The sequence below is a fragment of the Streptomyces dengpaensis genome, assembly GCF_002946835.1.
In the GTDB taxonomy this organism is placed as follows: domain Bacteria; phylum Actinomycetota; class Actinomycetes; order Streptomycetales; family Streptomycetaceae; genus Streptomyces; species Streptomyces dengpaensis.
The window spans coordinates 4,016,155-4,030,370 of record NZ_CP026652.1; the positions used below are offsets into that span (position 1 = coordinate 4,016,155).

Annotated in this window: 9 protein-coding genes; 7 read left to right on the forward strand and 2 right to left on the reverse strand. The window is 68.7% G+C overall.

What is annotated here, in order from left to right; all coding sequences use genetic code 11:
• Positions 1-89 precede the first annotated feature (89 nt).
• Positions 90-1,919, reverse strand: coding sequence for a S9 family peptidase (locus C4B68_RS18410; RefSeq protein ID WP_099504820.1), 1,830 nt, complete (start codon positions 1,917-1,919; stop codon positions 90-92).
• Positions 1,920-2,048: 129 nt separating this feature from the next.
• Here C4B68_RS18410 and C4B68_RS18415 point away from each other — a divergent pair, with 129 nt between their 5' ends.
• Both C4B68_RS18415 and C4B68_RS18420 read left to right on the forward strand, forming a co-directional pair.
• Positions 2,049-2,423 carry a nuclear transport factor 2 family protein gene (locus C4B68_RS18415; protein WP_099504821.1) on the forward strand — a complete coding sequence of 125 codons (375 nt, stop codon included), beginning with the start codon at positions 2,049-2,051 and terminating at the stop codon, positions 2,421-2,423.
• A gap of 76 nt (positions 2,424-2,499) precedes the next feature.
• Positions 2,500-3,321, forward strand: a complete 822-nt coding sequence (locus tag C4B68_RS18420) for an SURF1 family protein (RefSeq protein ID WP_180289342.1) — start codon at positions 2,500-2,502, stop codon at positions 3,319-3,321.
• Positions 3,322-3,712: 391 nt separating this feature from the next.
• Here the strand turns inward: C4B68_RS18420 and C4B68_RS18425 are convergent, their stop codons facing one another.
• Complete coding sequence (locus C4B68_RS18425) at positions 3,713-4,714, reverse strand: LacI family DNA-binding transcriptional regulator (protein ID WP_099504822.1); 1,002 nt, start codon at positions 4,712-4,714, stop codon at positions 3,713-3,715.
• A gap of 323 nt (positions 4,715-5,037) precedes the next feature.
• On the opposite strand from C4B68_RS18425, the gene C4B68_RS18430 reads away from it, so the two are divergent.
• The 5 genes from C4B68_RS18430 to C4B68_RS18450 all read left to right on the forward strand — a co-directional run bounded on the left by C4B68_RS18430 (position 5,038) and on the right by C4B68_RS18450 (position 14,038).
• Positions 5,038-6,372, forward strand: a complete 1,335-nt coding sequence (locus C4B68_RS18430) for an ABC transporter substrate-binding protein (RefSeq protein ID WP_099504823.1) — start codon at positions 5,038-5,040, stop codon at positions 6,370-6,372.
• A gap of 7 nt (positions 6,373-6,379) precedes the next feature.
• Positions 6,380-7,330: a carbohydrate ABC transporter permease gene (locus C4B68_RS18435; protein ID WP_099504824.1), complete on the forward strand. Its 951-nt coding sequence runs from the start codon at positions 6,380-6,382 to the stop codon at positions 7,328-7,330.
• On the forward strand, positions 7,327-8,184 hold the full coding sequence (locus C4B68_RS18440) for a carbohydrate ABC transporter permease (protein WP_099504825.1): 858 nt from the start codon (positions 7,327-7,329) through the stop codon (positions 8,182-8,184). The genes C4B68_RS18435 and C4B68_RS18440 overlap by 4 nt, the downstream gene beginning before the upstream one ends.
• 57 nt (positions 8,185-8,241) lie before the next feature.
• Entirely contained in the window at positions 8,242-10,971 is a 2,730-nt protein-coding gene (locus C4B68_RS18445; protein WP_099504826.1) for a glycoside hydrolase family 38 N-terminal domain-containing protein, read from the forward strand.
• Positions 10,972-11,032: 61 nt separating this feature from the next.
• Complete coding sequence (locus tag C4B68_RS18450) at positions 11,033-14,038, forward strand: glycoside hydrolase family 2 TIM barrel-domain containing protein (protein ID WP_099504827.1); 3,006 nt, start codon at positions 11,033-11,035, stop codon at positions 14,036-14,038.
• Positions 14,039-14,216 lie beyond the last annotated feature (178 nt).

Below are 14,216 nucleotides of genomic sequence, written 5' to 3' on the forward strand. Positions count from 1 at the left end.
TCGGCCTCTGCGCCCTCTCGTGCCCCTGTTGAGGCTTCGCCCCGGCGCCGCGGCGCCAGGTGTCAGGTGTCAGGTGTCAGTAACGTCGGCTACTTCGGCAGGTGCCTCTCCGCGAAGTCGAGTTCCAGGCGGACCTGCTTGATGCGTTCGTCGACTACCAGGGAGCCGTGGCCCGCGTCGTAGCGGTACACCTCGTGGGTGGCGTCGCGGGCGGCGAGGCGGGCTACGTAGTTGTCGATCTGGCGGATGGGGCAGCGGGGGTCGTTGACGCCCGCCGAGATGTAGACGGGGGCTTTGACCGCGTCGACGTAGGTGAGGGGGGAGGACGCCTCGAAGCGTTCGGGGACCTCCTCCGGCGTGCCGCCGAGGAGGGTGCGGTCCATGGCCTTCAGGGCTTCCATCTCGTCGTGGTACGCCGTGACGTAGTCGGCGACCGGGACCGCGGCGATGCCGAGGGCCCAAGCGTCGGGTTGGGTGCCGAGGCCGAGGAGGGTGAGGTAGCCGCCCCAGGAGCCGCCGGTCAGGATGAGGCGCTTGGGGTCGGCCAGGCCGGATGCCACCGCCCACGCGCGGACCGCCGCGATGTCCTCCAGCTCGATCAGGCCGACGCGGTGCTTGAGGGCGTCCGTCCATGCGCGGCCGTAGCCCGTGGAGCCGCGGTAATTGACCCGCACGACCGCGTAGCCGTGGTCCACCCAGGCTGCCGGGCCCGCCGCGAACGAGTCGCTGTCGTGCCAGGTCGGGCCGCCGTGGATGTCGAAGACCGTGGGGAGCGGGCCCGTGGTGCCCGCCGGCTTCTGGACGAGGGCGTGGATGCGGCCGCCGGGGCCCTCGACCCAGACGTCCTCCACGGGGACCGAGCCCGGGGACTTCAAGCCGGGGGGATCGAGGACGATTTCGTCGGTGGTCGAGCGGACCGCGGACGGCTCCGCCGCCGAGGACCACAGGTACTCGACGGTGCCGTCCGGGCGGGCGGTCGCCCCGGATACCGTGCCGGGCGGTGTGGGGACCTTGCTCAGCTCGCGGGACGTGAGGTCGTAGCGCCACAGGTCGCTGCGGGCCTCGAAGCTGTGGGCGATGAGGAGCGCGGAACCGTCGGGGTACCACTCGGCGGCCACGTCGCCGGGGAGGTCGAGGCCCAGGTCCGACTCCTCGCCCGTCGCCACGTTCCACACCAGGGGCTCCCAGCGGCCGCGGCGCTGGTGGCCGATGAGGAGGCGGGTGTCGCCGTCGACCGGGGCGAAGCCCAGCACCTCCAGGCCCAGCTCGACCGTGCCGCCCTTGGTGTCGTCCAGCTCGGCCACCGTCGTACCGTCGGGGCGCAGGACGCGCAGCGCCGAGTGCATCGCGTCGCCGTGCTCCGTGTGCTCGATGGCGATCAGAGAACCGTCGTGGGAGAGGTCTCCGACGCCCGCCGACTCGCGGTGCCGGTAGATCTCCACGGGGGCCTCGCCGGTGCCGGCCACATGGATCGTCGAGCCCTCGTCGTCGGTCGAGCGGCCCACGACCGCCGTACGCCCGTCCCGTCCGATGGCCAGGCCTGCCGGGTAGGAGGGGTCGAGGCCGGGGACCGCGGGGGCGTCGGCGTCCCCTTCCGAGACGTCCTCGGTGAAGCGCCGGCGGCGCCAGATGCCGAACTCGTCGCCGTCCTTGTCGTCGAACCACCAGATCCATTCGCCGTCCGGCGAGAGCACGCCGTCCGTCGTGCCGTTCGCCCGGTGCGTGACCTGGCGCTGCTCGCCCGTCGCGCGGTCCCACGCGTACAGCTCGTACGTCCCCGTCGCGTTCGAGACGAACAGGGAGCGGTGCGGGGCGTCGTCCGCCCAGTCCGGCAGCGACACCCGCGGCGCCCTGAAGCGCTGCTCCCAGTCGGGCATGGCCGCCTGCTGCTGCTCGATGGACCTGTTGCTCTCAGTCATGGCCCCATAGTGCCTGGCCCGCCCGGCCATCCGCTGGCGTGGTCCTCAGCCTGTGGATAACTTCACGGCCATCTGCGCGCCGACATCGGTCGGGGCCCGTTGTCAGTGGCCGGGTGCAGACTTCTCCGCATGACCGATCTGCGCGAGACAGTCGAGAGGTTCTGGGCCGCCGCCGAGGCCCGGGACTGGGCCGGGTTCTCGGACACGCTGGCCGAGGACGTCGTGTACACGCTGCCGCAGACGCGGGAGCGCATCAGCGGCAGGGAAAAGTACGTCCAGTTCAACCGCGAGTATCCGGGCGACTGGCACGTCCGGATCGAGCGCGTCATAGCCGAGCCCGGCCAGGCCGTCACCTGGACCCACTTCACCGTGGGGCTGGAGGAGATGCACGCGATCACGTTCTTCACGGGGGACGGATCCGGGCGCATAGCCTCTGTCACCGACTTCTGGCCGGAGCCGTACGAGCCCCCGGCCGGCCGCGAGCACCTCGTCGAGCGGTACTGAGCCGGGCGTCCAGCCGCGCTGGACCGGAGCCACCCCGCGGCCCGGCCCCGTGCGGCGGCCCCGTACCGTGGAGGGCGTGTACCGGTTCCTGCTGACGCCCCGCTGGTGGGGGATCAACGTCTTCGTGCTGTTGGCCATCCCGTTCTGCGTCTTCATGGGGTCATGGCAGTTGGGGCGGTTCGAGGACCGGGTGGAGGACCACCGGGCGGCGGGCGAGCAGGCCGCGTCGGCCAAGACGGAGGCGGCCCGTCCGCTCACCGAGCTGCTGCCCGTGGACAAGAACACCTCCGGCGACCGGGCCACCGCCACCGGCCGGTACGGCAAGCAGCTCCTCGTGCCCGACCGTGAGCTGGACGGCAAGCGCGGGTTCTACGTGCTGACGATGCTGCGGACCGACGGCGGCGAGGCGCTGCCCGTCGTCCGGGGCTGGCTGCCCGGTGACGCGGACCCGGCGAAGGCACCGGCCGCGCCCACCGGCGAGGTCACGGTGACGGGTGCGCTGCAGGCGTCCGAGAACCCGGGTGCGAACGGCGTCAGCGCGGCCCGCGGACTTCCCGAGGGGCAGACCGGCGCGATCAGCTCGGCGTCGCTGGTGAACCTGGTGTCGTACGAGAAGGTGTACAACGCGTGGATCACCCTCGACCGCGCCGACAGCGGGATGAAGGCGGTGCCCGCGACCGCCCCGCAGGGCACCGGCCTGGACCTCAAGGCGTTCCAGAACCTCGGCTACACCGGTGAGTGGTTCGTCTTCGCGGGCTTCGTCGTCTTCATGTGGTTCCGGCTGCTGCGCCGCGAGGTGGAGTTCGCACGCGACGCACAGCTGGGCCTGGCCCCGGAAGAACCGGAGGAGCGGACCGGGGACGACAACGCCCCCGCGTCACCGTCGGCCACCGCCTAGGAGCGTGGGTCGGTGACGAGGAACTGGCCTGACCGAAGCGAGCCCGGTGTCGGCGAGGCAGGCGTTTGTCCGCTTGGTCGGCGACTGGGGGCTGGCGGCCGGGGCCTCCGGGGGCGGTGGGGGACTCCCTGACTGGTCAGCCGGCCAGCACGGCGAGTCCGGTGGAGTAACGGTTCGTCCGGGCCGGCGGACCGACAGGGCACGTCCCGGAGGGAATGGGCGGGTGGACGGGGCCGGATTCGATGGGCCGTCAGTCGGTTCCGTGCCACTCCGCGCGGACGCTGAGCGCGTCGCGGACGAAGACACACGGGTGTGCGCGTCCTTGGCCAACGTGCCGGAGGTGACCTTGGCCGGTTCGCCTGGCGCGGGCAAGACCTCGGCATCCTGACGCCTATGCCGATTCGCGCCGCCGCAGTTCCGCTCTCACCACAAGTTCGTCGCGACTGAGCGGACCGCTCCTGGTCAGCAGCCGGGCCGTCTGTTCCACCGCGAGCGCACCGAGGTGACGCGTGTCCAGGGCCACGGTCGACAGGGGCGGTTCGACCAGCTCTCCGAGCCGGAGTCCGTCGAAGCCGATCACGGCGAGGTCCTGGGGAACCGTTCGTCCGAGCCGGCGTGCGGCACGCAGTGCGCCGATGGCGATGATGTCGTTGAACGTGAACACGGCGGTCACGTCGGGATGAGCAGCGAGGAGCTCCTTCAGCGCGTTCTCCCCGCCCTCGACGCTCTGGTCTGCGCGGCTCACCGGTCCGGCATCCAGTCCGCAGGCAGTCATCGCGCCCGCGAACCAGTCGTGCCGGATGCTCGGCTCGGACCGGCCTGCGTGATCAAGCATGCCGATGCGCCGGTGTCCCGACTCGACCAGGTACGAGATCGCGGCGTGGACGCCTTCCTTGCCGTCAATGCGGATCGCACTGAACCGCTCGGCGTGGTGCTCGCGGTCGATGAGCACCACGGGGAGCCCCCGGGTCAGCTTGTCGATCTCGTCCTCCGGCTGACTCAGGTACCCCACGACGGCGTCCACCTGCGAGGCGATCACCGCAAGCGTGCCCCGCTCTTCCTCGACGCGGTCACCGGTGTCGTACACGACGACGTGCCAGCCGCGCGCCCGCGCCGCGTCCAGCGCGGCAGCGGCGACTTCGGTGAAGAACGGGTTGAGCAGATCGGGGATCACGAGTCCGACACTGATCGTGTCCTGCCGGACGAGTCCCCTGGCGAACCGGCTCGGCCGGTATCCCAGCTCGAGGGCGGCGTCGAGGACGCGCTGCTTGGTGGATTCTCCGATCTCGTTCTTGTCGTTGAGCGCCCGTGACACGGTCTGCCGGGACACTCCGGCGCTCCGGGCCACATCGTCGATCGTCACCCTGCGGGGGCCGGTCCCCGACGAGGCCATCACTCACCTCCGCGTTGTTGCCGACGCATGCGCGTCGCAGGGGCACCCGAGTGCCCCGGGCCGAAGTCATGATCGTTCAACGGGGCCTGGCGATCGTCGGCCGCGCATCAGACGGCCGCGACGATTCCTTGACACCGGCTGCACCGAAGACCACACTCCCAATCACTTCTCGACAGTATCCCCCGTTACCGCTCCCGTTACCGCTCCCGTGAGCGCTCACGTTACCGCTCACGGACCCTGATTCCAACCAGAAGGCATCCGCCTCAGGTGTCAACGTCGACCCGCCTAGCACTCGCCGCTAGTCGCTCTCTGGAACGGAAGATATGAGCAGGAAAGTCACGCACACGCGCCTCGCCGTCGTCGCCGCGGCAGCAAGCATCACCGTACTCGCCGGGTGCTCCTCGCCCGCCTCGTCCGACAATGCGGCCGCGGGTTCCTGCGAGCCCGCGAAGGGCAAGGTCACGCTCCAGTACTGGAACACCGTTCCGGGCATGGACAAGGTTGTCGACCTGTGGAACAAGAAGAATCCGAACATCCAGGTCGAGACGAAGAACATCTCCAACGACCAGTACGGTGCCATCGGCAACGCGCTCAAGGCGGGCAAGGCACCGGACCTCGCGCAGGTCGGCTACGACCAGCTCCCCAACCTGCGCACCCAGGACGCGTTCGTCGACGCATCGGCCTGCGCGGAAGCCACCGCGGCCAAGTCCAAGTTCGTTCCCTGGACGTGGTCGCAGTCCAGCTTCGGCGACACCGGCGTGTTCGCCCTCCCACAGGACACCGGCCCGATGGCCCTGTACGTGCGCAGCGACATCTTCAAGAAGTACGACGTCGCGATCCCCACGACCTGGGACGAGTACGCGGATGCCGCGGAGAAGCTGCACAAGGCGGACTCCGACCTGACCATCACGTATTTCGACCCGAACAACGCCGAGTGGTTCAACGGGCTGCTCTGGCAGAACAACGCCAACATGTACGGCTACTCCGACGACAAGTGGCACGTGACGGTCGAGTCGGACCAGAGCAAGCAGGTCGCGAACTACTGGCAGGAGCTGATCTCCGACGACGCCGTGCGCACCGACCTCGCCCACGGCTCCACCCAGATGTACGCCGCCTATCAGAAGGACCAGATCGCCAGCTACATCGGCGCCGCCTGGGGCTACAGCATGTTCCGCGACAACCTTCCGAAGCAGGCCGGCAAGTGGACGATCGTCCCGATGCCGGCCTGGGGCGCGAACGGCACGTCCGGCAACTGGGGCGGATCGACGGTCGCGTTCATGAAGGACAGCAAGCACCTGTACGAGTCGGTCAAGTTCAACACGTGGCTGAACACCGACCCGGAGGCGCTGGCGCTGGAGAACGAGCTGGGCGGCCTCTACCCGGCGGCCACCGCGGGGTTGGAGCTTCCGGCGCTCTCCAAGGGCGTGCCGTACTACAACAACCAGAAGATCTTCGACGTCTTCGCCGAGTCGTCCAAGAAGGTCGACACCAGCTTCACCTGGGGTCCCACGCAGAAGACGGTGAACCTGGCGCTGCAGGACGCCATGGCCAAGGCGGCTGCCGGTGACGGCGCACTCGCCGACGCCCTCGCGGCCGCCCAGGAGGCAGCGCTGAAGTCGATGCAGGACCAGGCGATCCCGGCCGCGGCGGGCAAGTGACCGCAGCATGACCGGCATCGCAACCCGCGCGACCCGCGCGGTGGCGTCGTCCGAGGGCCGTCGCCGTCGTCTCAACGGCGGCGGCCCCCGGGCGGGCACCGTCATCGCGTTCCTGATTCCCTTCTTCCTCCCGTTCGTGCTGTTCTACCTGGTGCCGGTGGGCTACGCGCTCTGGCAGAGCGTCCGCGTCGTACGCCGTACCGGCGGCCAGTACGGGACGTCGTACACGACCTTCGGGGGTTTCGAGCAGTACGCGGAGGTCTTCCAGAACAGCGAGTTCTGGGCGAGCATCGGGCGCATCGGACTGTTCGGCGTCGTGCAGGTTCCGGTCATGCTGTTCGTCGCGCTGATCATGGCGCTGCTCCTGGACACTCCGCTGCTGAGGCTCAAGTCCTTCTTCCGGATCACGGCGTTCATGCCGTACGCCGTGCCCGGAGTCATCGCGGCGATCATGTGGTCGTATCTCTACTCGCCGCAGCTCAGCCCCATTGTCGACCTGTTGAAGGGCATCGGCCTGGAGCCTGACTTCCTCGGCCCCGGCGCCGTGTTGTGGTCGGCGGCGAACGTCTCCACGTGGCTGTGGACCGGCTACAACATGCTGATCATGTACGCGGCGCTGCAGTCGATACCGCAGGAGCTCTACGAGGCAGCCAAGATCGACGGCGCGAGCAACTGGACGATCGCGTGGCGGATCAAGGTTCCGATCATCGCTCCGTCGATCGTCCTTACCACGGTGTTCTCCATCATCGGCACCCTGCAGCTCTACGCCGAGCCGGCCGTGCTGCGCCAGATCTCCTCGAACATCTCCAGCACGTTCACACCCAACATGCTTGCGTACGCGGTGGCCTCGGGGAACAACTACCAGCAGGCCGCGGCGATTTCCGTGGTCATCGCCGTCATCACCTTCGTCCTGAGCTTCGGGTTCATGCGACTGACCTCGAAGAAGGCGGGGCTATGAGCAGCCAACCCGCGATCCGCGAAAGCCGCGTCAGCCGCACGGCCGTCATGGCTCTGATGTTCCTGCTGGCCATCTACTTCCTGCTCCCGGTCTACTTCCTGATCGTCGCGGCGACGAAGCCACAGGGTGACCTCGCCTCCACCAACGGGCTGGCGTTCTCGGACTTCAACCTGTTCGAGAATCTGCGCGTCCTGTTCACCCGTAGCGACGGCATCTTCGGGCTGTGGGCCATGAACACCGTCTTCTACGCGGTGCTGGGCGCGGCCGTCGGCACCCTGATCAGCGCGCTGTGCGGATACGCACTCGCCAAATTCCACTTCAGGGGCCGCGAGTTCCTCTTCTCGGTCATCCTCGGCGGTGTCCTTGTTCCCACCACCGCACTCGCGCTACCGCTGTTCCTGCTGTTCTCTGCGACCGGGCTCGTCAACACCTACCTCGCGGTGTTCCTGCCCAGCATCGTCAGCCCGTTCGGCGTCTATCTCGCGCGTATCTTCGCCAACGCCTCCGTCCCTCAAGAGCTCGTCGAGTCGGCACGTCTGGACGGCGCGGGCGAGTTCCGGACGTTCTTCTCGGTGGCGTTCAAGCTGATGACGCCGGCGCTGGTGACCATCTTCCTGTTCCAGTTCGTCGCCATCTGGAACAACTTCTTCCTGCCGATGGTGATGCTCCAGAAGGAGTCACTCTTCCCGATCACGCTCGGCCTGTACCAGTGGAACGGTCAGACCGCCCGCGCCCCGCTCCTGCAGCAGTCCGTGATCACCGGCTCGCTGGTGTCGATCGTGCCTGTGATCATCGTGTTCATCCTCCTTCAGCGGTTCTGGCGCACCGGGCTCGCCGCCGGATCCCTCAAGTGACCGCGCTCGCGCTCTGCGTTCTCCATCCTCCCGCCAGCACGGAAGGTCCCTCTCGCTATGAAGAACTCCGCCGTCTTCGTGCCCCATTTCCACTGGGACCGGGAGTGGTACGAGCCGTTCCAGGTGTTCCGGCACCGGCTCGTCGCCGCCCTCGACACCGTGCTGGAGACGGCCGAGACGAACCGGGACTTCCGGTTCACCGTCGACGGGCAGATGGCCGCGATCGAGGACTACCTGGAGATGCGGCCGGAGAACCGCGATCGTGTCGTGGCCCTGGTCCGCGAGGGCAGACTCGCCATCGGGCCATGGCTGATCCTGCTCGACGAGTTCCTCTGCTCCGGTGAGACCATCGTGCGCAATCTGCAGATGGGCTGGGCGGCAGCGGAGGCCCTCGGTGGTGCGATGCCCATCGGCTATCTGCCCGACATGTTCGGCCATGTCGCGCAGATGCCGCAGATCCTGGCACGCGCCGGAATCGAGCATGCGGCGCTGTGGCGTGGTGTGCCTGGCTCCGTCGACGGTCACGCCTTCCGCTGGCGCGCTCCTGACGGCTCCGAGGTGCGCACCGAGTTCCTCTTCGACGGCTACGACAACGGCCTCGACGTCCTGCTGGTGCCCGACCAGATCGGCCGCGCGCTCGGCGAGTACGCCGAGATGACGGCCGGGCGGTGGGGTGGCGATCCGCTGCTGGCCATGGCCGGCACCGACCACAACGCGCCCAACCCACAGCTGGCGGCCTGGCTGCGGCGGGCGGCCGGCGAGGAGCGCGCCATCACCATCGCGACGCTCGACGAGTACATTCGCCAGCACGTACGTGACGAGGTGGCCGCCGTCGTCACCGGTGAGCTGCGCAGCCATGTGCGCGGCAACATCCTCCCGGGCGTGCTGTCCGTGCGGCTCGGGCTCAAGCAGCGGATGGCCGTCGCCGAGCGCACCATCGACCACGCAGAACGGGTCAACGCCCTGTGGTCCCAGCGCGACGACTCGCCGTTCCTCGCGTTGGCATGGCACAAGATCATCGAGTCGACGGCGCATGATTCGGTGGTCGGCTCGGGCACCGACGAGACCTGCGACCAGGTCGAGGCCCGGCTCGCCGAAGCCGCGCAGGCGGCACGAGCCGTCCGGGACGCCGCGCTTGCCGAGCCCGCCGCCCTCGTGCCGAGCGACGGCTACCTGGTCGCCAACCCGCTGCCCTCGGCACGTACCGCCCTGGTCGAGGTGGATGTCGTCGCCCCACCGGAGGGAACCACGCTGGTCGCGACCGCTTCCGACGGCTCGGCGCTACCCGTGCAGCTGATCTCCCAGGCCCCGACCGTGCTCAGCGACGAGCGCATGGACGCATCGCAGCTCGAGCGGGTGCTGCGCCGCATCCACCGCCGTGAGCTCTTCGGCCTTCTGATCGACCACTACGAACTCACCCCCGGCTCACTGGTCTTCCACCTCGCCGAGGTTCCGAGCGGCGGACCCTTCGATCTGCTGATCCTGCGCCGCGAGGTCGCCGCCGCGTCCGCCGCACATCCGGGTGAATGGCAGGTACGGACGCTGGCGGAGGCCCGGGCCACCGCGCTGGTGCCGGTGCACGTCCCTGCCTGCGGGCTGACGAGTTTCCGGGTGGAAGCGAACGACCGGCGCGCGGCCCCTGCGACGCGGCTCACACCCGCGACGGCGACGGCCGGCGCGCTGTCGAACGGCGTGGTCGCGGTCGCGGTCGCCGCCGACGGGACCCTCGACGTGACAGGCGCCGACGGCACCGCACTGCGTGGAGTCGGCCGTCTCGTCGACGGCGGTGACCGCGGCGACAGCTACAACTACGCTCCCCCGGCTCTGGACGTGCTCGTATCGGAACCGACACAGGTCACCGTCGAACTCCTTGAGAGCGGACCGCTGCGTTCCAGACTGCGCGTCACCCGCGTCTACGAGTGGCCCGCCGCACTCTCCGACGACCGTGACCTGCGCAGCGGCCAGACCGTGCCGACGCCGGTGGACATGCTGGTGGAAGTACGCGCGGGCGAGCCGTTCGTCCGGATCTCCACATCGTTCCTGAACCAGTGCGCCGATCACCGGCTGCGCTTCCACGTGCCACTGCCCGAGCCCGTCGCCAAGTCGGCGTCCGCGGGGCAGTTCGCCGTCACCGAGCGTGGGCTCACCGCCGAGGGCGGCTGGGGCGAGTACCCGATCCCGACCTTCCCCGCGAGTTCGTTCGTGTCGGCCGGCGCCGCCAACGTCCTGCTCGACCACTCCAGCGAGTACGAACTCGTCGAGGAGGGCTCCGCACTCGCCATCACGCTTCTGCGCGCGATCGGATCGATCAGCGTCAACATCCACCCTCTCCGTGACGAGCCCGCGGCGAGCGAGATCCCCGCACCGGGGGCGCAGGATCTCGGCATGCGGATCGAGAACCGTTTCGCTGTCGTGCCGTCGGCAGCCGACTGGCAGGGGGGCAACGCGGTCGCTCTTGCCGAGGAGTTCCGCAATGGCGTACTCGTCGCCCGAGGAAAGGCGCCCACAGCGGGCCAGTTGCCGCCCGACGCGACTGGAGTGCGGGTGGACGGCGACAACGTCCTCGTCTCGAGCATCCGCCGTGTCGCCGACGACGATCGCGACGCCAGCACCGAGGTCCGCATGGTCGCGATGAGCGATACCACGTCGACCGTCCGCGTGACCGGCGCGTTCACCGAAGCCACCACGGTCGACCTGCTCGGCCGGCCACTGTCCCTGACGGCCGTGCGGGACGGGCTCGACCTCGTCCTCGGTCCGTGGGAGATCCGAACCGTCGTGCTCCGGTAGCACCCTTCCCCGCACGGGCAGAACGACCTTCCCTCCTTGCAACCACGAAAGTTGTGACTCCTTGTCATCCGAGCTTTCCGCGTATGTTTCGTCTACGACCGCGTACGTTTCGGACACCACACCCGGACGTGGTGCGCTGCGCCCGGCGCGCTCGTGGCTGCACTCCGACGCACCCGCACGTTCACTGAACGGGCCCTGGCTTTTTCGTCACTCACCCGTGGCTTCGATGGCGGAGGACTTCGCGGCCGAAGACTTCGACGACCGCGGCTGGGACAGCATTCCGGTGCCCTCGCACTGGGTGCTCCAGGGTGACGGAGCCTACGGCCGGCCGATCTACACGAACATTCGGTTCCCGTTCCCGATCGACCCGCCCCACGTCCCGGACGAGAACCCCACCGGCGACTACCGCCGTCACTTCGACATCCCCGCCGGCTGGTCGGACACCGAGCGCATCGTGCTGCGGTTCGACGGTGTCGAATCACTCTTCAAGGTGTGGGTCAACGGTGTCGAGATCGGCAGTGCCAGTGGCAGCCGGCTCGCTCACGAATTCGACCTCACGTCCGCGGTACGCACGGGCGACAATGTCGTCGCCGTGCGGGTGCACCAGTGGTCGGCGGCCAGTTATGTCGAGGACCAGGACCAGTGGTGGCTGCCGGGCATCTTCCGCGACGTCACCCTGCTCGCCCGGCCGGCCGCGGGTATCGAGGACGTCTGGCTGCGGACCGGTTTCGACGACGGCCGCGGGCGCATCGTCCCGGAGGTCACCGCCGACGCGGCGGCGTTCCCCCTCACCCTGCGCATCCCCGAACTGGGCATCGAGCAGGTCTGGGCCACGGCGAACGACGTCGCCCCCCTGGACGTCGCCGAGGTGGAGCCCTGGTCGGCCGAGCGGCCTCGCCTGTACGACGCCACCGTGTCGACGGCCGCGGAGAGCATCTCCCTGCGTGTGGGCTTCCGCACGGTCGAGATCCGCGGCGATCGATTTCTGGTGAACGGCCGCCGCGTCGTGTTCCACGGAGTCAACCGCCACGAGACGCATCCCCAGCGCGGCCGCGTCTTCGACGAGGAACACGCCCGCGAGGACCTGGCCCGTATGAAGCGGTTCAACGTCAACGCGATCCGCACCAGCCACTACCCACCGCATCCGCGGCTGCTCGACCTCGCCGACGAACTCGGCTTCTGGGTCATCCTCGAATGCGATCTCGAAACGCACGGCTTCGACAAAGTCGACTGGGTCGGCAATCCGAGCGACGACCCGGCGTGGCGTGCGGCATATCTCGACCGCGTCCAGCGCACCGTCGAACGCGACAAGAACCATCCCAGCATCGTGATCTGGTCACTCGGCAACGAAGCGGGAACAGGCAGCAACCTCGCCGCCATGTCGGCATGGGTCCACGCCCGCGACGCCGAACGCCCCGTGCACTACGAAGGTGACTACACCGGCGAGTACACCGACATCTACTCGCGCATGTACGCCTCGGTGCCGGAGACCGAGCAGATCGGCACCGACGGCGCACGTTCCGCGCTGCTCAACTGCACCCCCGCACAGAGCGTCCGGCAGCGCTCCAAGCCGTTCCTGCTCTGCGAGTACGCCCACGCGATGGGCAACGGCCCAGGAGCGCTCGACCAGTACGAAGCCCTGGTCCATGCGCATCCGCGGCTGCACGGCGGTTTCGTCTGGGAGTGGCGCGACCACGGCATCCTGGCCACGGCCCCGGACGGCACGCCGTACTACGCCTATGGCGGCGACTTCGGAGAGGTCGTGCATGACGGCAACTTCGTGATGGACGGCATGCTGTTGAGCAGCGATGTCCCGACGCCCAGCCTCTACGAGTTCAAGGCGGTCGTAGAGCCGGTCCGTTTCGGCTTCGACACCGACGGCGTCACCATCACCAACCTGCGGCACTCGGCGGACACATCCGACCTGCGCTTCCCATGGCGCGTCGAACACGACGGAACACTCGTGGATTCCGGGGAACTGGAAGTTCCCGTCCTCACGGCGGGCGAGTCAGGAAGGGTGCCGCTGCCGCGGATCGTGGTGGCCCCTGACGCCGAAACCTGGCTCACCGTCGACGCCGTGCTGGCAGCCGCAACCAAGTGGGCGCCCGATGGGCATGTGATCGCAACTGCCCAGCAGGACTGCTCAACACATCGTGTGGTTCCAGCCGTCCGGCCCCGAAGCGACTGGCGGCCGGGCGACGGACCGCTGACGCTCGGCATCGCCGAATTCATCGATGGATCTCTGGTCCGGCTGGCCGGCCGCGCCGTCACAGGACCACGGCTGCAGCTGTTCCGCGCGCCGACCGACAACGACGAGAGTCCCTCGGAGGGAGGCGAGAACAGCGAGGCCGATATTGCAGGGGCGTCCGACGCCGAGCTGTGGCGTCGCGACGGTCTCGACCGGCTGATCACCAGGCGCATTTCGGTTGAACAGGCCGCGGGCGCCCTGCGCTCCGTCGACAGGGTCTCCGCGGCAGACTCCGCCTTGTCAGTGACGGTTGAGTCCGTCTGGTCGCTCGAAGACGGCGATCTGGAACTGCGTGTGGAGATCGAGCCTTCCAGTGGCTGGCGGACGGTGTGGCCCCGGATCGGAATCCACTTCGAGCTGCCTGATGACGCGGCTCCAGTCGACGGCGCCGAGTGGTTCGGTCTTGGCCCCCTCGAGTCCTACCCGGACAGCTTGCGAGCGGCCCGCGCCGGCCGCTTCTCCTCCACCATCGGCGGACTCTCGGTCGACTACGCACGCCCCCAGGAGACCGGGCACCGCTCCCAACTGCGATGGCTGACGCTGACGGGCAGGGACACCGATGTGCTTCACGTCGTAGCCATCCCCGACATTCACGGCCGTCGCCCCGGTTTCACCCTCAGCCGGCACACCCCTCAGCAGCTCGCACAAGCCAAGCATCCCTTCGAGCTTCCCGGCACAGCAACAAGTCACCTGATCATTGATGCGGCCCAGCACGGCCTCGGCTCACGGGCCTGCGGCCCGGATGTGTCGCCCGAGTTCGCGCTTCGCCCCGAAGCACGCACCATCAGGCTTCGCATGACAGCGGGCCGAGCGCATTGACCGCGGATATGCGGGGCATTTTCGGTGGCGCAGGGTACACGGTGACGCCCGAGCGCCTGACGTCAGGCGACGCTGCGCATGCCGACGCTCGCAGCGTTACCTCGCCCCTGGCTGGCCGACAAGACCAAGGCACTGCGCCTCCGCTCAGGAAACCGCCACGCCCAAGGCACTGTGCCTC